The organism is Citrobacter enshiensis (assembly GCF_029338175.1).
Classification (GTDB): Bacteria; Pseudomonadota; Gammaproteobacteria; order Enterobacterales; family Enterobacteriaceae; genus Citrobacter_D; species Citrobacter_D enshiensis.
In genome coordinates, this window is sequence record NZ_CP119862.1 from 3,822,366 (window position 1) to 3,841,255 (window position 18,890).

The 18,890-nt window shown below is 48.6% G+C and carries 8 protein-coding genes; all 8 read right to left on the reverse strand.

All coding sequences use genetic code 11. From position 1 onward, the window contains the following. Nucleotides 1–38: 38 nt before the first annotated feature. A complete protein-coding gene (locus P2W74_RS18265; protein ID WP_276292735.1) occupies nucleotides 39–2,699 on the reverse strand; it encodes a DEAD/DEAH box helicase in 2,661 nt (886 codons plus the stop codon). Beyond that, nucleotides 2,696–10,204 carry a sacsin N-terminal ATP-binding-like domain-containing protein gene (locus P2W74_RS18270; protein WP_276292736.1) on the reverse strand — a complete coding sequence of 2,503 codons (7,509 nt, stop codon included), beginning with the start codon at nucleotides 10,202–10,204 and terminating at the stop codon, nucleotides 2,696–2,698. The genes P2W74_RS18265 and P2W74_RS18270 overlap by 4 nt, the downstream gene beginning before the upstream one ends. Nucleotides 10,205–10,399: 195 nt before the next feature. Beyond that, entirely contained in the window at nucleotides 10,400–11,500 is a 1,101-nt protein-coding gene (locus P2W74_RS18275; RefSeq protein WP_276292737.1) for a PDDEXK family nuclease, read from the reverse strand. A 10-nt stretch (nucleotides 11,501–11,510) separates the two neighbouring features. Continuing rightward, complete coding sequence (locus P2W74_RS18280; RefSeq protein WP_276292738.1) at nucleotides 11,511–13,280, reverse strand: restriction endonuclease subunit S; 1,770 nt, start codon at nucleotides 13,278–13,280, stop codon at nucleotides 11,511–11,513. Next, a complete protein-coding gene (locus tag P2W74_RS18285) occupies nucleotides 13,280–14,752 on the reverse strand; it encodes an N-6 DNA methylase (protein WP_276292739.1) in 1,473 nt (490 codons plus the stop codon). The genes P2W74_RS18280 and P2W74_RS18285 overlap by 1 nt, the downstream gene beginning before the upstream one ends. A 72-nt stretch (nucleotides 14,753–14,824) precedes the next feature. Then, nucleotides 14,825–17,266, reverse strand: coding sequence for an EcoAI/FtnUII family type I restriction enzme subunit R (gene hsdR, locus P2W74_RS18290; protein ID WP_276292740.1), 2,442 nt, complete (start codon nucleotides 17,264–17,266; stop codon nucleotides 14,825–14,827). A 221-nt stretch (nucleotides 17,267–17,487) separates the two neighbouring features. Continuing rightward, on the reverse strand, nucleotides 17,488–17,829 hold the full coding sequence (locus tag P2W74_RS18295; RefSeq protein ID WP_276292741.1) for a hypothetical protein: 342 nt from the start codon (nucleotides 17,827–17,829) through the stop codon (nucleotides 17,488–17,490). A gap of 543 nt (nucleotides 17,830–18,372) precedes the next feature. After that, entirely contained in the window at nucleotides 18,373–18,717 is a 345-nt protein-coding gene (locus P2W74_RS18300; RefSeq protein ID WP_276292742.1) for a hypothetical protein, read from the reverse strand. Nucleotides 18,718–18,890: the final 173 nt, after the last annotated feature.

Here is an 18,890-nt window from a genome sequence, read left to right on the forward strand (position 1 = left end):
TATACAGGCATATTCATTGTAAAAAGTTATGCTGAGCACTACTGCGGCAGAAACGTTGCCGTATGGTGCCAGACTACCTGCTCATAGGGTAAATTCAGCTCAGGTATAAAGAGTTCTAATGCAGCCTCAGCCCGCCTGATATCCCTTTCCAGATTGACCTGGAATGTACTATCTAATTTTACGACTGTTGAAGCTTTAGGCATATTGTCGTATATGAAAGCCAGCCTGTTAACCAACTCATCGTTGACCAGTATCTGAATGTTATCTTCCAGAACAACGCCTACGACTGAAAATGATTGGACGTTGCTATCACCGGTAATCTGATCTCTCAATGTGTAAATCAATAAAGCAGAGGAAATACCTCGAGCTACCGCTGTAGATGCATTAAATTTTTCAGCCTGATTAATAGCATTGTTAATAATGACATGCCCTACCCCAAGCACTTCTAACGATTTCTCTGCAGGAACACGCTCAAAAGTCATGTTGCTATATTTCTTCTTGATACCAAACTGTGTGATCCAGTCTCTGGGAGTGACAAAGCTCAGAACGCCATCATCATTCTCCAGACGGTGACCGTTCAACTTCAGCATGTTCTCGAGAAAATCATACATATGGTTAAGATCCAGCTTCGGGACTTCATCCAGGTTCTGATACTCAAATTTATCAGCATGCCCAACCAGACCCTTTACAACACTAACGGCAGACTGCCCCCCAAAGGTCCCCGCTCTGGAATCAAACCATGTGTTTAGCGTCTCCGATTTCTGAGTCAGACCATCGGCAAAAAGTGAGTTGAAGAATCCTTTATCACTCATCCCCAGGATAAGCTGTAATAGATCTTCCGGTTCTTCCATTGCATCACCTAAAGAGCGCATGACCGTAGTTATTTTGCTGTTTAATAGATCCCAAATTCTGGACTCTACAGTGTCGGGGTTGCGTAAGGTAATAACTTCAACCTGATGTTTTTGGCCATAGCGGTTGAGTCGCCCTACACGCTGGTGGAGACGCATCGGATTCCAGGGCAGATCAACATGAATCATGGAATAACAGTTGTCCTGCAAATCAATACCTTCACCACCAGCTTCAGTACAAACTATAAAGCGTACCAGCCCACTCTTAAACTGCTCGGCGGCATGGTAACGATCCATACTCCATGACGTTTTGACTCCCTGTTTATTGTAAATCCCTTCCAGGCGCCCTTCGCCATTGATAAAGCTGACACAACCATAGCCAAAGCGAGCATTCAGGGTATTTATCAGCAAAGCCTGAGTCGCTTTATATTCAGTAAAGAATACGACGGTGCGATTAAGAAACGTGGTTTCCAGCACATTAAGTAGGGTCTGGATTTTCGTTTCCGATTCTACATTCCCCGCCAACGCCTGCAGCTCTTCAAGCATGGGCAGCTCATTCTGCATAAGTTGAACCGAAGCAGACATTTCAACATATTCGCTTTCAAGCGCAATGTAGGCATCATCGAGATCCGGGGCCTGAGAATCACTCATGATGGCATTCATTTCATCACTCAGCACCTGCAGCTTTTTCTGATTTTCCCCGAGCCTGGCGATACGCCCATTTATTGCGGCATAAATTGCCGCTACCGAACTTGCCGCCAGTTTCTGCATTGCCGTTAACACCAGTTGCACAGCCTGCTGGTTTGCGGAGCTCAGCGACGAAGCGTAGGCCTGCCCTGAAAGAATAAATCGTGTGAGCCGGTCATAGAATGACTGTTCAGCCTCAGAAAAATGATAGGTCTGTGAGGTCACGTTGACGGTCTTGAACAAACGCTCACCGTCCATATTCGTGACGGTTTGCTTATTATTGCGAATCACAACATCCCGAACATGATGCTGCTGAGTTTCAAATGGCTTATTCACGTCAAACAAGTCTGGACGTAAAAGCCTCAACAGGGCAAAGAAGCCGTAATTTTTCCCGCGATGCGGGGTAGCTGTGAAAAAAAGCCGCGAGGCGAACTTACCGTGATCGATAAGCTTCTGCACAAATCGATAGCCCTGAGTCGCCCCCGAATCTTCTAGCGAGTTAAGGTGATGTGCTTCATCGATGATCAGCAAGTCCCAGTCGTCTGCTTTGAGCATTCGCTCGTGCCTGCCATTAATATCTTTTCGCAGTGTCGGCAATGAAGCGACCACCCAGGGATGCGTATTCCAGTAATCTGAACGCTCAGTATCAATTTCCGCAGAGTAGAGGGACAAGCGAATATCAAACATCTGCCGCAAACGCTCCTGCCACTGCGGTACTAACGATGCAGGCGCTAAAACCAACAGACGCTGCACGCGTTTTTTGGCCAGCAGCGGCCAAAGGATCAGCCCCGCCTCTACTGTTTTCCCAAGCCCTACATCATCAGCAATTAGCTTTTGTACCGGCCATTGCCTTAACACGCGATGACATACCCATAACTGATGCGGCAACAGGTTGATACGTGATGTAGAAAACACCCCCCAACTATCATTGATGGAGCGGATCGCAAGCGCCTGGCTGCGTGCCAGGACTTCACGCAGATCGTCATAATTACCTTCAGCTAAAGCATCTTGTGCGCTGCGTACTGGTTCCAGCTCGGAAAGAGGACGCTCTTCAAAACTCGACTCGAAACGAATGAGTGCGGTATTTTCCCTCAAGAGTTCAATCGTCCCCAGCCCAAAGCGTTCATGCCGTACTTGTTGGCCCTGCTGAAATGTCATTTTCATACGTACTCCAGGGGATCCTGCCCAAATATTTCAATGCGAAGCGAGCTTTTCTCGTCACTGGTTAAAATGCGCAGCGGTATGTCGAAACAATGATTAAAGGTCGCATTTTCCTCACCAAGATGTTTGCTGAAAAACGTCCACAACAGAATAGAATCACTGGCAGACGACTGCTTAACATTTATTTCTTCAAACTCCATCGCCCACAACAGACGTCTGACGCGCTCTGGTGCAGAGAAGCAATATTGATGAATATTAGAGTCGGTAAACACGTTATTACGCACGAGTTCACGGAAAATGAAGTTCACCCCGGTTCCAAGCGTTGCACGTAATTCTGGAACGACACCTATCCCGGTTCCCGAAAGCTTGGGACTGGATGCCGGTCGCAGTAAATCGCCAATATCCTCAAGGAATACTTCCGACATATCCAATAGTTCGCGATAGGTATCTAAATGCTTGGAAAAACGATACAACGGCAGTATTTGCAACCAGATACGATACTTATCGCTATCAAAAGACTCGTTGAGATAATCATCCATCACATCCAGCCACTGCTGTGCAGCATCAGGATTAACAAACGTCTCCCACCAACCTTTCTCCTCAAAATAGTTGATCGCAGCACAATGTTGCTCTTCCTGAGTCCGGCCAATGGTCTGGCACGAACCAAGATAAAGCAGTTTCAATAACGCCATGCGCGAACGCTGATCGTCAGAGCCATTTCTCAAAGCCTCCCAGTCAAACCAACCTTCTGGGTAGAGTCGGGTATTGTATTTCGCCAACTCTTCCTGCTTGTTCTCTTCCCACCAGCGGTAAATTTTTTGCACCGCCTCACCAGGAGTCACCAACGGTTTGTATTCTTCTGGTGTCTCGCAAATTTCGCGCTCCAATGCCCTTGTTCTGTCGCTATTAGTCAGTAACCTTCCCTGCAGGAGAGAGGCAATATCATTATTGCTCCAGTGCCAGTCTGCCGGGAACGCGCCTGGGCGCAGTTTAAGTTCAAGTAACCAGCCTGGAGGTATTTCTTCCATTAGCTTACCCGCCAGTTTATCTCCTTCCAGACCTTCAATCAGAAAACGACAAAATGCTTGTTGCTTTTGATTATCAGCCGCCAGGTCATTGCGACCTGCCCATTCAAGTAAATCGTCAAAAACATATCCCTGACTTCTGCGTTTGCAATAAACAATAAATTCACAGGCCTGCTTAGAATATGATGACGAAATGATGGTACCGGCAGGTGCAAACCCAGATATCAACCGTTCATTTTTTTCGGCACAAGGAATGTTACCGAGCAAAATTTGGCTAATCGGACGTGTGGAACCTGCTTGTGTTTGCACATGAAGGTTCGCCAGCTGTTTTCTGAAAGCCTCAATTTTATCCTGCCAGCCTGTCAGTTCACCTAGTCGCTTATCGAACTCTTCGTTAAATACGACTGCCAGCTTTTCCGCATCCCGCTGTGCCAGATGCTGGATATCAACGCCCTGTTTATCCGGCAATGACGCGTTTAATAACGATTCAAGCGACAGTTTACTTTCGACTTTAAGTTTGCCTCCCGTCGTGTCTGCTACCAGGCACTGTGCACTGTGCAATGCCTGAAACGCAGGGAGATGAATCAGTGAACTCGCCAGACGAGAAACCAGTTCATCCGCACAACGCACTCTGTCACTCCACTTTATCAGCCCGGCAGCCTGCTCTTTAAATCCGTTGGGCAGCGCGGGATATGAGCGATAGAAGCTCATGATGCCGTTTTCGCTTTCGTAAAGTTGCTGTAGCAACTTTTCATTTTCCATCGCGGTAGCGTCGTTACTGATGCCTGTAGACATTACGTCCCAGATGCTTTCCCAGAACTGACTATGAGTTAATTCTGGGCTTAGTTCCCACTCAGCAACCAGCGCCTCCCAGTTATACTCAGTTTCACGCCAGAGCAATTCCAGCAGAGAATGAACTTTCGCTCCTGCTTTCTGAATGATGCCCCGGTTACGTTCAGCTTCAATAGCCAACTGGCGTCGACCAATATCAACCTCAAATCCAGCGTTAATCAAAAAACCCTGCCGGGTATCACTCATCAACGGAGACAAATTCCACAGTCGCGGAATATGAGTGTCAAAACCTCTCAGGCCCCTGCGCGTGACCTGGAAAACTAGATGGCAGCGTTCATCATCGATTTCGGTCTGGTAAACCGCCACTCGCACTGGTGACTGAACACCCTTGCTGTTCGGCAACATAACCTTGCCCAATGACAGACCAGGAATACGTTTATACTGAGCAGGCTCCCAGCGCCATTCATGCTCATCAATGACAATCTGCCGCAAGTTACGTGCATAAAGACTTAGTAAACCTGCATACAGAGTAAAATCTTTTAACACCATTTCTGCTTGCATATGCTGGCGCAGTGGCAAATACACAAGAGTTGGTGACAAGCCATTTATCGCGGCACTTTCAGTGAGTTGATTTAGTTGTTTATAGCTTTCAGCGTCACAGGACTCGGGCACAATTCCACCCGCTATTTTAGTCGCCAGCCGCCCCGACAATAGGTAAGGATGATCAGACACCAGCAGACAGCTTTTGAAGCCAAGACCGAACTTGCCGGTAACGCCCTGCTCTTTATCTGACTGGTAAAGCGCCAGCATTTTTTTCAGATCGTTTTTGTAGCCATCATGAACATTCTCGACTTGCTCATTTTTCACGCTCTGGAAGCGGTTTATTTCTCGACCCCAGTTGAAGAACGACAACCCGCCGTTTTGCTCTTTCACCATAAATTTCTGGTGCAGCCGCTCATGACGGGCATCGCTATCCAGCTTAAACAACTCTTCTACTGCATCATCGGCATTCTGGAACAGCTCAAAAGGAACGCTTGATGGCTGATACTGAGCATCCTCTATACGCTTTCTGACCGCTGTTAATATTTCAGCCTGCAGCTCAGGGCGATCCCGGATGGCATTCGCAATGTCATAGACAATTTCAGTGAGCCTCGGGCTGTGGAGCGACTTGCCGTCACTACTTTCAGCAAGAGAGTGAAGCTCACTCTCATAGGCTCTCATTAAAACGTTAAGCTGAGAGTTTTTAAGGCCCAGCGTTTTCAGGCGCTCAACGATGCTGTTCAGGATAGTGACTCGCGCGATATTCACGTCAAGTTGCTCGGCCTGCTCAAAGGATTGCCAGAGCGTATCCAGCCTTGCTCGCTGCAGATAAATGCCTTCCTGCAGCCAGCTAGTACTGCGCTTTAAAATTGCCAGGAGCTGCTGAGAGGTGTACTGGTCTGGGGAAAATCGGCGAATGAAGATTTGCGGTGCCTGGCCGGTATAAAAAGCGTAGCCGTGCTGACCCACAAAGATTGTATCCAGATCAGTTGCCAGCGCCACGGTCAAACGTTCCTGGAACAGTGAATGAACCTGCAACGTGTTTTCTTCGTAAACCTTCACGGCAAAGGCATATTTCTCAATGCACTGTAAGAGCGTTAACCCCGCAAAGTGAGCTTCATGGTTAGTTAAAGGTTTACTGTCTTGCGACAGTTCTTTCACAAACAGGGCATAACTTTGCAGCCCCAGATAGCTCTCACACAGCGTACGAACCTTACGATTCCCCGCCAGTAAAGCCAGCAGCGCAGCGATTGCCTTACGTGGAACCCAGCGTTCCCATGGAGCAAAGTAGTCCCTTAAGACATTGGCTGAATGCTCCACATGAGTGAGATGCCCTTCAGACTCAGTGCTGTCTACCGTCAAATCACTAGCCTGCAGCCAAGGCTGCAAATACGCCCAGTCGTCTTCATGCAGTACAGCACTACGCTCTGCCCCCGTTACGCCATAACAGAGATCGGCGGCTAGCGCCCAGGTATCCGCTGCCGTTCTGAGCGACATTGAACGCAATACACTAGTAGGTGCTGAATGGGTATGACACAACGAGCTCAACAGCGCTTTACGCAATTCACCGCTTTGGGCTGGACTCATGCTATCGACTAGACGCCGGTAGCTTGCAACTATCTTGTCCGTCACTGGATGCGCAAAACTCAGCGCATTGATGGCCTCATTTCCCTCAAGTGACTCAGCACCTTTAAGGCACTCAATTAAAAGCCGCCAGCCTTCAAAGTTCTCAAACGCGTAAGACCTGTCGCTGGCCTGAAGAATAACCGTATCAGTGAGACGTAAGCTGATGCCGATAGCATAAAGCGGAAGTGTGCCTGCCACATTGAGCGCTTTATAAAACGCAGACTTGCCCTGCAAGATAAATTGGCTCAGCGCGCGGTTAGCGTCTTCTGGTAGAGCAATATCCTCAAGCAGCGCTATCAGCGGTGTGGCTTCCGTCAGCTTCGCTATCTCCGGGTAGTCTGCCGCTTTGATATCCAGAATATTTTCTGGAGCTATCGCAACACCACGGTGCAAAAGCCATTTTTGACTGCGTAGGTTGTTGAATACTCTCTCTGAAGACAAGTCATTCGTCGGCTGCATTAACAACTGCAGGATAAAGTCGCAGTATCGCTCCGGGTGAAGCTCAGATAAGGCCAGCATGACCGCATGTTCAGCGTTCACCATCGGCAGGAATTTACGCTGCTGTTCCTGCACCTCTGGCTGACTGGCGGATTGGATGAACGTCACGTTGTCATTCAATTCAGTGGGCAGTTCAATGCGCCCCCCACGCAAGAAACAACGCTCATCAAGGGATATATACCCGTCTTTGCCTTCCCTACGATGAAGTGCCATCTGCCGCCACATTGTTTCGCCCATAGAGCGACCAATGTGCATCAGAACTTCTTCCGCATCTTCTGCAGATAAGTCATCAAACTCCAGATATTCAAGGCTTTCTTTGAAGCGGTGAATCACATGATCCGGCGTAACACTATCAAGCCTTAGAGCCTTCTCGAATCCGGGAGTCAGCCCAAGATTCTGCTCTATTTCTGGCGAAATAATAGTCCACTTAACCTGCTGCGAATCGGCATCAGAAAGAATTTTTGCCCATACGGGATGCGCTTTACCCGCCTTCCACAATTCAGCTTCACCAGTATCATCCGAATTACCGTGCATCAGATAGCGATACGCAAGCCGCTCTCTGGGGCCAAATTTGTCCCCATCGGCAGCCATTTTATTGAGCAGGTCAATGCGTTTTGCCGGAAAATCCAGGCGAGGATGAAGCTCAAGCAAATGGACCACGCCTGCGCTGTCACACTCCTGTGCTTCAGAATATTCAGAACCACCAAAAAGGGTCTGGTTAGTTTTATTAGCGATCAGTACGATTTCTTTTTCAAACAGTGCCTGCTGCAACAATGCACTTAAACCCATACCAAAGTTGGCGCTCCCGCCAAGTTTGAAGATCCTTCGCTTTTGTTTTAGTTCAAGCAAGTGACGGCGCGTCTCCAGGTAAGGTTTCCCTGTTGGCTGTGAAACCTTAAAGATCTTCAACGTATCAAACCGGCGGTACAATTCCTGTTGATCGGGAACTGAGAGTTTGTCGATAAAATTCTGCACCAGTTTTTCAAAGTCATCGCTGGCAGAAGCCTGCGCCTGCATCGCCTGTAGCAGGCTGCCAACCGTCTCCCAGTTCAAAGAAGCACTGGCGGGCTCTTTACTGTTATCGAGAAAAGCGGGCACCAGCAGCGTATCCATAGCAGTACGTCCAAGTGCTTCCCACAGGGCTTGCTCCTGACGATCAATGGCAATCCTGTAACGCCAGGTCGGACGAATAAGCGCCATCAACTCACCGATCGCAGTCTGGTTACGTGAGAGCTCCACCAGCGGCACGTTAAAAAACGTTTTCCTGAGCAATGCAATCAGCTCAAGCACAAAGCTGTCTGATTGAATCGGCAGTTCTTTCAGCAATTGATTGAGATAATTTGTAAGCTTTAAGCTAGTGAACACCATTGCGGGTACGCTATGCAGCAACGCCTGAATCTCTGACAATTGCCACGCATTCTTTCGCCAATTGTAGATATTTTGCTGCGTCTCATCGATGAATTTGTGCGTCACACCGAGGCTTTCCAAAGCAGGCAGCACTTCCCAGGGGCGATGCGCTTCGCTTGAAGGTGTGGCAGGCAATGGACGAATGGGGGTGTTCGCATCAATTAAACACCAAAGATTTCCATCCGGCGTCAATTCGCATACCCAGAGCTGATGCAACGTCATCCAGTCGAGCCAGGTACAATTGCGGTTTAAAACACTACGCACACCACTCGCGATTGCCGCTTTTTCCGCATCCCCGGCGTGAATAAGCGACATAAGAGAGGCAAGCGCTTTCGGTAATAACGGCAACGTTCCCTGAGTAGCAAGACAGCGGTTCCATTCCTGAACCAGTTGTTCCTGGCCTGGAGAATCTGGGGCATTGAATAACGGCGTGGCGCTGGTGAGTGTAGCCAGCCCCTGGATACCCACTCGCCCGGCATCGATGAAAAAGTAACCGTGCAGAATAATTTGATACGAGTACTGACCAGAAAGAGAGAATGTTTGTTTCTGCGCATGCTGCGCGGTGTCCTGCTCACCCAAAGGTAAAAACACCGCCCACTCCACCGTCAGCGTTGCCTCTCCTTCATGTACTTTCTCCGCCAGCATCACCACAGCGGCATGAGGCAGCGCTTTATCCGCGGTCTTCTTACCTTCTCGTGAATAACTGAATGGCCAGGTGCGTTGTGATTTCAGGGCAGAAAACTCAGGCGTATTCAGCAAAACCTCATGCCCGACGTAGAATTTTTGCTGAGGGTCCGGCAATCCAGCATGCTGAACGGTAATGTGGCCTTGCCATTCCCCAGCACCATTAAGATTGGTAAATTGTGGGCGAGTTGCCTTTTCAGGCAGCGAGATATGTATTTGACGCTGATACCCCTGCCCTGTTTTCACGACCAGCTCAATGTCCTGCAAGGTTTTCATCAGCGGTAACAGGCTGGCGAGCTTATCCCCTAATCGCCGGTCAGTGATAAAATCAGGCACCTCATAACGATAGTCTTCGCCAACAATAATAAAGTTTTCATCATCCTGGCGGGCCTGATAGATACTCTCTGAACGCAGCGGAACCCAGACAACGAAATAACCATCACACTCATTTTGGGTAATTGCGCGGACTTCATCCTCAAGACGAACTTTATCTTGCTCGCTCACCTCGGCCCAGGCAGATCTGTAACTGTCCCAGGGGTTAAAAACGTCTGATTTGGCCGAAGCGGTATGCCAGTCAAAAGACTGGTAAAAGAATACTTCACCAAGATGGAACAGGCTTTTCATACCGAGCCCAAATTTTCCCACCGCATTTTCGTCACCCGGTTTGGTGCCAATGCCAATGGAGAGGATCCCCTCTACATCTTCGAGTGTCAGCGGCGCATTATTGATAAAGAAAAGCGCGGGATCGCCCAATAAAGGATGATCTGCCCCGGTAATGCCTGGGCTCCAGCCAAAGATTAATGATGACGCCTGTGCGTCATCTGCGTTTTGCACAATTTCTTTCAGAACAGGGAAGCCGTTTTTATAACGGTCTTTTAAATTCGCAGCGATAATCGCAATATCGTTGAGCGGCGTGGAGTGCGCTTTAGCCATCATTAACCTCTGTGTGCAATTTACGCCCCTCGGTAGGACGTTAAACACGGTCAGCTCACTCCCTGCGAGCTGGCTGTCACTAGCAGAGCGCTAGCGTAAAAACAGGCGGGCGCGACTCTCCCTTGCGCGTCTCGATAAGAATCCATCCGGTGAAGAAATGACAAAAGGCCTTTTCAGGCCTCTCGTTAGTCTGGGATTTTACACTTGAACATCCCAGTTTTTAAAATAGAGCTTTAATTTTTCGACGGTGTGACGCCATTTCGGCGTTGTGGGCTTACACACTGTGTTTTGATTACCGAAGAATCCGACCTCGTTCACCGCCTCTTGCTCACTGCGGGTTTCCAGCCATTTAACGGGAACAAAATACTCGGACTTTTCGGGGTCATCTGCGTTCCGGTGATAGAGATCGCTGTACTTAAGCACATCCATCGCCCGCTTTTCACCGTCGTCAGTGTTGATGGTGAAGCTACTGGCAGGCTCAACGGCGCTCTGCACAATCCCTACGCCGACGTAACCTGTTGCCGGAATTTTCACCCAGACGCGGTTGCCAGGCTGAAGCTGTTTTAACGTCTGACTGTACCAGCTTCCGCCACCTGCGCTGATAAACCCGTAGCGTCGCGCCTCTTCCCAGACGCGACTGTTTGAATCGCCAAACGAGACATAAAACTCACCGTTCCAGGGTTCCTTCGCATTGGCACTTGTAGCAGTGGCCTGTGCGGCATTGGTTTGCGTTTCGCTCGGATCAATAAGCCAGGCACGGCTTAAGAACTGTTCGTCACCGTGCTGGAACACTTTAAAGAACAGAACGTTAATCGAGATGCCGTTCTTACTCAGATAGTCGACGATGCGTTCGGTGGAGGGATCCAGCTCCGCTGCGACAATAATGATTTGATGTGACTTGTTGATGGAATCATCTTCCAGCTCGGCGTTGAAGCGTTGTCTGAATGCGTCACCCAAGTTTCCACCACCGGAAAATCTATCGTAAATCTGCGACAGACGCTCGGCACTTAAATCATCCACCCAGGAGGCGTAATCCAGCGCCTGAGCAACCACTTCACGCGGCGTGCGGTCGCGTTTCAGTTCTATCAGAATCAGAGAGGCATCCGGCGCAATCGCCAGCAGATCGATTCGCCCTTTATCGAGCGTATTTTCCTGATGCCCAATAATCATCCACTGGTCAGAGAGAATAGTGGGGTCGTTTAAAATCATCTTCTCCAACAGTTGCTCGCTGGCGAGTTTGCTGATGGTTAGCGGCTGGGGATTCTCCCCTATCCGCCAGATTGCATGATGAACCGGCATCGTCTGTTCCTTAGTTCAATGCTGCGTCAGTAAGGGCATCCGCCAGGTGGAGCTGGGTTTGTTGGGCAGATTGCAGGCGGGATTTGAGATGGCTGCAAATATCACTCAGTTGCACGACTTTAAGCAGTATTCTCTTCTGTTCAGCGAACGGAGGAATAGCTACAAGCATATTTTTCATTATTGTGCCATTAACGTTAGCTTGCCCACATTGCTGCTTAACATATGGATTTATTTGAGTAAGTCTAAAAAATGGTGCCTGCATATTCAAATTGATAAATTCTGGCATGCTTCCATTTTTATCCGTGCGAATTCTAATTAAATAAGAGGCATAAGTGTAAGTATTATCCTTACCTAAGTAGATGCCAGCCTTTCCAACAAGCTCTGCACTGTTTGTTCGATTATATAAAATATCTCTATTTTCCAAATACAAATATGGTAATTCTTCAATATCAGAATCTATAACTTGCTGCCCACCTAACTTTACCTCCCCGCTTTGAATATCACCCATTTTTAAAACGGGTACTCCTTGCGAAGATTTAGATGTTTTATGAGATATTCCATATTCGGTAGACAAACTACAATCACCGATACGACACCATTCCCACCCCTGTGGCAACTCAAACGGTTTTTCCTCATCACTCACTGGTGGTAACGATTTTTGTTTTTTGATTTTCCCTTCTTTCACCAGTTGCAATTTTTCCTGCTCAATACGTTTAAGCAGTTCAGAAGCCGGTTCGTCGTTAGCATCTTGCGGCACCAGTTTCCCCATCACCGCCAGCTGCAGAATGGTTTGCTTAAGCGTATCGATACTCGCTTCGGTGGTAAACAGGGTGTCGAAATGCTGACTGATTCGCGCCCAGTTTCCGGCGAGCTCTTTGGCATTTTGGCTGTCGGTCAGCGTCGCCAGCAGGGTTTCCACCAGTTGCTGATGGGCATCCAGACTGGTCAGAGATTGCTGTTCTAGTTGGTCGCAGAGGGACATTAACTCTTCAACTTTTGCTACTATTCTGGCTTGCATACACTCAGATGGAAGAGCAATAACAATATTGCCAATCACGCTCTGATTTATAGCAGGTACAGATGTTCCTGATTGATACTTCGCCATATCAATGGCGTTCAGGATTAAAAAAAACCACTCAATATTTATTCGTTCAAAAGGTCTTATCCCTAAGCAGTTATTATCAATGGCTGTTTTTTTGACAAGTATCCGTCTTTTATTTGTAGCAATAGCCCCACCAATTTTAGGAAATATTACCGTTCCGGGTTCGGAAACATTTATTTTCCGCTGAATAGCCGATTCCTCGGAGATAGTATTGTTTGTAGCTTTAATATATTTTTCATTTCCTTGAAGATTCATGTCACTAACTTTACACATCAGGATATCTTCAGAGGTAATGCCTTGAATAGAAGTTGGAAACCCTGAGCCTATAGCCCATGAACCCAACTCGATCAATCTTTGCCACTCCCACCCCTCCGGCAACTCAAACGGCTTTTCATCCTCGCTAATCTCAGGCAGCGGCTTCTGTTTTTTAATTTTACCCTGCTTCACCAGCTCCGCTTTCTCGGCAGCAATACGTTTCAATAACACAGACGCCGGTTCATCATTCGGGTCCTGCGGCAGCAGTTTGCCGCGTACCGCCAGTTCCAGAATCAGCTCGCGCAGTTTCTTAATGCCATAGAGGTCGATTTTACCGTTACTACCCCGCCCGGCCGTGGAGCGGGTTTGCAGCGCAGAGGACCAGATATCGATATGGTCGGTAATCAGCTTCTCAACAGTCATCAGTTCGTCTCCTTGCTGCCCGCCAGAGCCGCACCAAGAATATCGCGTAACTGATTACGCAGCTCGCTGATTTCCATCTGCTGTGTCTGGTACTGTGCCAGCAGCTCATCCGGATCGTGGCTGATGGTTTCGCCCTGATACGGGTTCTTGATATCAAGGTTGAAGTTGCGAGCGATGATGTCGTCGATGCTGACTTTCCACGCCTGATTATTCTCTTCGCGGCTGGCAAAACCATCAGCTTCACAGCCCCACCAGTCGATTTCCGCCTGGAACTCTTCAAACTTCATCGGCTTGGTTTTACTGTAGTTCTTCACGCCGTCCGGGTACGGATGCTCGTAGAACCAGACGTCTTTGGTTGGCTGACCTTTGGTGAAGAACAGGATATTGGTTTTGATGCCGGTGTACGGGTTAAACACGCCGTTCGGCAACCGCACGATGGTGTGCAGGTTGCACTCTTCGGTGAGCAGTTTTTTGATTTTAGTTTTTACGCCTTCGCCAAACAGCGTGCCGTCCGGTAACACCACCGCCGCACGGCCTTTGTCTGCCAGCACTTCGATAATCAGTTGCAGGAACAGATCGGCGGTTTCACGGGTCTGCATCTCTGCCGGGAAGTTTTTCTCAATGCCGTCTTCTTCTGTGCCGCCAAACGGTGGGTTGGTAACAATTACATCGACCTGCTCATCCCAGGAAGAGAGCGGTTTATTCAGCGTGTTGTCGTGACGGATTTGCACCGGCACTTCAATGCCGTGTAAAAGCATATTGGTCGTACACAGCAGGTGCGGAAGTTGCTTCTTCTCTACGCCATATATCTGCTGTTGTAGGGTTTTATGATCTTCAGTCGTTTTGACGTAATTGTCTTTCACATGGTCGAAGGCGCAAGCGAGGAAGCCGCCGGTGCCGCACGCCGGATCCATAATCGACTCGCCCAACTTCGGATCTATGCGGTTGACCATAAAACGCGTGACCGCACGCGGGGTATAAAACTCACCCGCATTCCCGGCGCTTTGCAGGTCGCGCAGGATCTGTTCGTAGATATCGCCAAACAGATGGCGTTCCTGGCTGCTGCTGAAGTCGATTTCGTTGAGCTTGTTGATCACCTGACGCAGCAGCGTGCCGTTTTTCATGTAGTTGTAGGCATCGCTGAACGCCTGTTTGACCACAAAGCCACGCGGGTTCTTATCGATCGGCGCGGTGAGGTTTTTCAGGGTCGGGAACAGGTCGTCGTTCACAAATTCCAGCAACGCATCACCGGTGATGCCTTCGCTGTTCGCCGCCCAGTTACGCCATAAATAGCGCTGGGGGATCGGGAACTGGTAGTCATCCTGCTCCAGTTCCAGCTCTTCTTCCTGGGTATCAAAAATCTTCAAAAACAGCAGCCATGAAAGCTGCCCCAGACGCTGGGCATCGCCGTCCACACCAGCGTCTTTACGCATAATGTCCTGAAGGGATTTAATGACTGAGCTAATCGACATGTTTTCTTTCCATACTTAAAAAAGGATGCCACCGGTCGCAGACGCGGCCAGTGGCAATATATTTATAGGTTATCAGGCTGAGCGTGGCGGTAACTGGTAGATTTCATTTTCCAGTTCATTGATGGCTTGCTCATACGCCTTTTTGTCACCAAAGCGGGTTTTGATGATTTCTATCGGACGACCCAGCGTATCGAACGGCTTCAGTTTGAGTACCTGAACATCCTCAATTTCCTGCACGCCTTCATCGGCGTATTTATCCAACAACGTGTTAAGCACCTGCTGTGCTGGCTCGGCGTATTTGGTGAAGTAATTACGCTTACGCACATTGGCCACGCGTTCCTGACGGGTTAACGGCGGCTGACCGTACACCACATGACAGAGCAAATCAAACGGGTCGAGATCTTTACCCACCTCTTCGGCCAGCACGTCCCACAGAATCCCCAGTTGCTCCAGTTCTTCGATGATGACCTGTTTGCGTGGTGCATCCTGCCATTTGCGCACGAAGCTATCCAGTGAAGCGTATTCGCTGTCTTTGAGCATCGTTTTACGGGTGTAATCCTGGAAGGATTCGGTCACCAGTTTGCCATCAGAATCGTAATACTGAACGCGCTTAGCCAGCACTTTTACATCCACGCCATTCACATAGAATTTGCGGACTTTGTTTTCATCATCGTCATGGAACTCACCGTTGCCCGCTTGCTTATCACGATTGACCTGATAGTCAGCGACGTCTTCTCGCGCTTCACTGGCATCATTATCGTCGTCATCCGCGTTATTTTCCGCATCCAGTTGTTCATTGAAGTCTGAATCTTTGTCAGAAATATCACCGGGTTTTACCACCAGCACTTTTTCTGGCAGGCCATCAAAGCGTGGGTCGGCAAACAGTTCAGTCGCTTTTTTGAAATCGAGAATAGTGAACCACAGCTTGCCGTGTTTTTCGTTGATACGCGTGCCGCGCCCGATGATCTGTTTAAACTTGGTCATCGACTGAATGTTTTGATCCAGTACCACCAGCTTACAGGTCTGCGCATCAACGCCGGTGGTCATCAACTCTGACGTTGTCGCGATAACCGGGTAGGCTTTTTTAGGATTGATAAAGTTATCCAGTTGCGCCTTGCCGATATCATCGTCGCCGGTGATTTTCATCACGTACTTTTCGTTCTTCAACACCTGCTCGGGGTTGAGCACCACCAGCGCATGGCGCATTCGATCGGCGTGATCGATGTCGTTGCAGAAAACGATGGTTTTATCCATCGGGTTGGTACGTTTCAGGTAATCGGTGATGGTCTGCGCCACCAGCATGGTGCGCTCATCAATCACCAGCGTGCGATCAAAATCTTTCAGGTTGTAAATACGGTCCTCAATCTCTTCACCGTATTTATCCAGTTGACCTTTGACAGGCCGCCAGCCCTGGACGTCAACGTCGATATCAACGCGCACGACTTTGTAAGGGGCGAGGAAACCGTCTTCAATGCCCTCTTTCAGTGAATAGGTGTAAACCGGCTCACCGAAGTAATCGATATTGGAGACGTCTTCCGTTTCTTTTGGCGTTGCCGTCAGACCGATCTGAGTGGCGCTACCGAAATACTCCAGAATCTCTCGCCAGGCAGAATCTTCAGACGCGCTGCCGCGGTGGCATTCGTCAATCACAATCAGGTCAAAGAAATCCGGGGCCACCTGCTTATACGCTTTTTGATGCTCTTCCGGTCCGGTAATCGCCTGGTACAACGCCAGATGCACCTCATAGGCCGGATCGATGGTACGCCCGGTGACTTTAGTCATCGCCGTACCGAAAGGTTGAAAATCGTTATTTTTAGTTTGATCGACCAGAATATTGCGGTCCGCGAGGAAGAGGATGCGTTTTTTGTTTTTGGCTTTCCACAGCCGCCAGATTATCTGGAATGCGGTATACGTTTTGCCCGTACCCGTGGCCATGACCAGCAGAATACGGTTCTTACCTGCCGATACGGCATCCACCGTTCGGTTAATCGCCTGCATCTGATAGTAACGGGGAGCTTTCCCGCTACCGTCGTCAAAATAGTCCTGACTGATAACGGGCAACTGCTCCTGAGTGAACCCTTTCCAGACACAGTATTTTTGCCAGAGTTGTTCAGGTGTTGGGAAGTCGCTGAGGGCAATTTCGGATTCGAGCTGCTGTGGATTGGTTTTATCGTGGAAGATAAACCCATCACCGTTGGAGGCAAATACAAAGGGAACATCGAGCAGGCTAGCGTAGTCCAGTCCCTGCTGCATCCCTTTACTGATGGCGTGCTTGTTAGCCTTGGCTTCGATAACTGCCAATGGCAAGTTAGGCTTGTGATACAGAACGATATCGGCAGACTTAACTTTGATACGTGAGGCCAATTTTCCGCGAACCACAATCTTACCATCTCGCAGTTTCACTTCCTGACGAATCTGCGCCAAATCATCCCAGCCAGCATCCTTAACCGCAGGCAGGATAAATTTGCTGATGATATCCGTTTCAGTCAGATGCGTTTTGTTTATGCCAGCCATAGCAACTATCTCACGAAAAAGAGGAAGCATGAATTTTGACATATAACCCAGCGCTACGTCTTGGCTTAAAAGATGGTTTTAAATATTCACTAAAGAAATTAAAAGCCTCTTCAACGTTGTACGGCATGAAATAGAACATCGAGGGTCAGACAGCAGGGGGAACCCTTTTCTTATGGGAAGCTTACCCCCTTTATGGTCAGTAATACCGCATACCTGGCTTACTAAACACCAGCGACGAGAGGCCCGGGTTTGCTCAGGTCCTGCTCTTCCGGAAACGACATCAGTTGATTTACTTCCTGCATCAGCTTCGCACCCTTGTTGTTCATCGGTTCCTCGACGCCCGGTTCCTCTGGCGGAAACAGGTACTTCTCCCGCGTCATCTGCCACGCGTCCTCAGTCGAATAGCCCTGGTCCTCCAGTTCGCACATCTCGAGGTGCGTTTGCTCTGCTGCCTGTTGCAATGCTTCACCCAGCTTGTGGAGCTTCACGAGTGCCTTGTACCGCTTCGGTGTGAACTCCTTCCAGTGTTGCTTAGCTTCGCTCTTCCAACTGTTCAGGTTCATCAAATATCCCTTCATTAACTTACTGTTTTTCAATTACAACTTTGGGTTCCGTACTATAAGTAGGACGATGTAATTCGGAGTCACCATGCTGTAGGCAGCGGAACGTTATATCTATATTGTCACCGGGAAGCGAGCTACGGCCACCAGTTCCAATATTGGTCACCATCAGCTCTTTTCTTTGAGACCGGCAGTATTCAGATGCCTCCGTAAGCGCTGTTTTCCTGGCTCCAGCTTCACCTCTCACAGGTGCTGCGTGTACTGATAAGGAGTACGTATCAGGTCCAAGTGGTAGCACCCCACTCGACTGAATACAGCCTGCCAGCATCGTAGTTGATAAAATCATTAAGCAACTATATCGATTCATTTTTCCATTTCCTTATGTCATTTCGGTAGGGGTACTTCTCGCATATATCGCCAGCAAATAAACCCGACTTGATCAGGTGAAATGTGCGTTATTTAAGCAAAAACATTAGCGATCCTTAGCGAGTTGCGTATTTTTCGACCAAATCACATTTCCCTTTGCAAACATCATCAGACGCAGAGTTAGAGAATATGGATCAGCGAAATAACGTATCCTGATAGTGATGCAACAATGCCAATCAAATGGCCTGCAAACAGTATGATTGGATGAAAGAAAAGGAAACGTCGGGTTTGTATAGCAAACCAGAGGCCTGTTAGTACCCCCAGTAATACTCCCCACCAGGGAGTCGCTCCCAAAAAGATTTCGTACAAGGGAAACAACCAGGTCCCGACTGCGGCGGGAAAATAAACAACCATGAGAAACAAATGCATTCCAGGGCCATATTGCCCCGATTCATCCACAGAAAGGCACTGTGATATGGAGGCCGCTGACCACCATAAAACCATGATGAGAACAAACTGCCACATAGATCATCCCTGAAACTTTAACGTTTAAATCCTGCCCTCCAGTCAGTTCAGTGACTCGATAAGGCTCCCTTTTCTTCAAACCAGACCAGTCCCGCTAAGTCACTTATCATCAACAAAACAAAATTCCAACTATAGTTGGAAGACAAAATAGCACCAAACAGTGAGATTTCCAA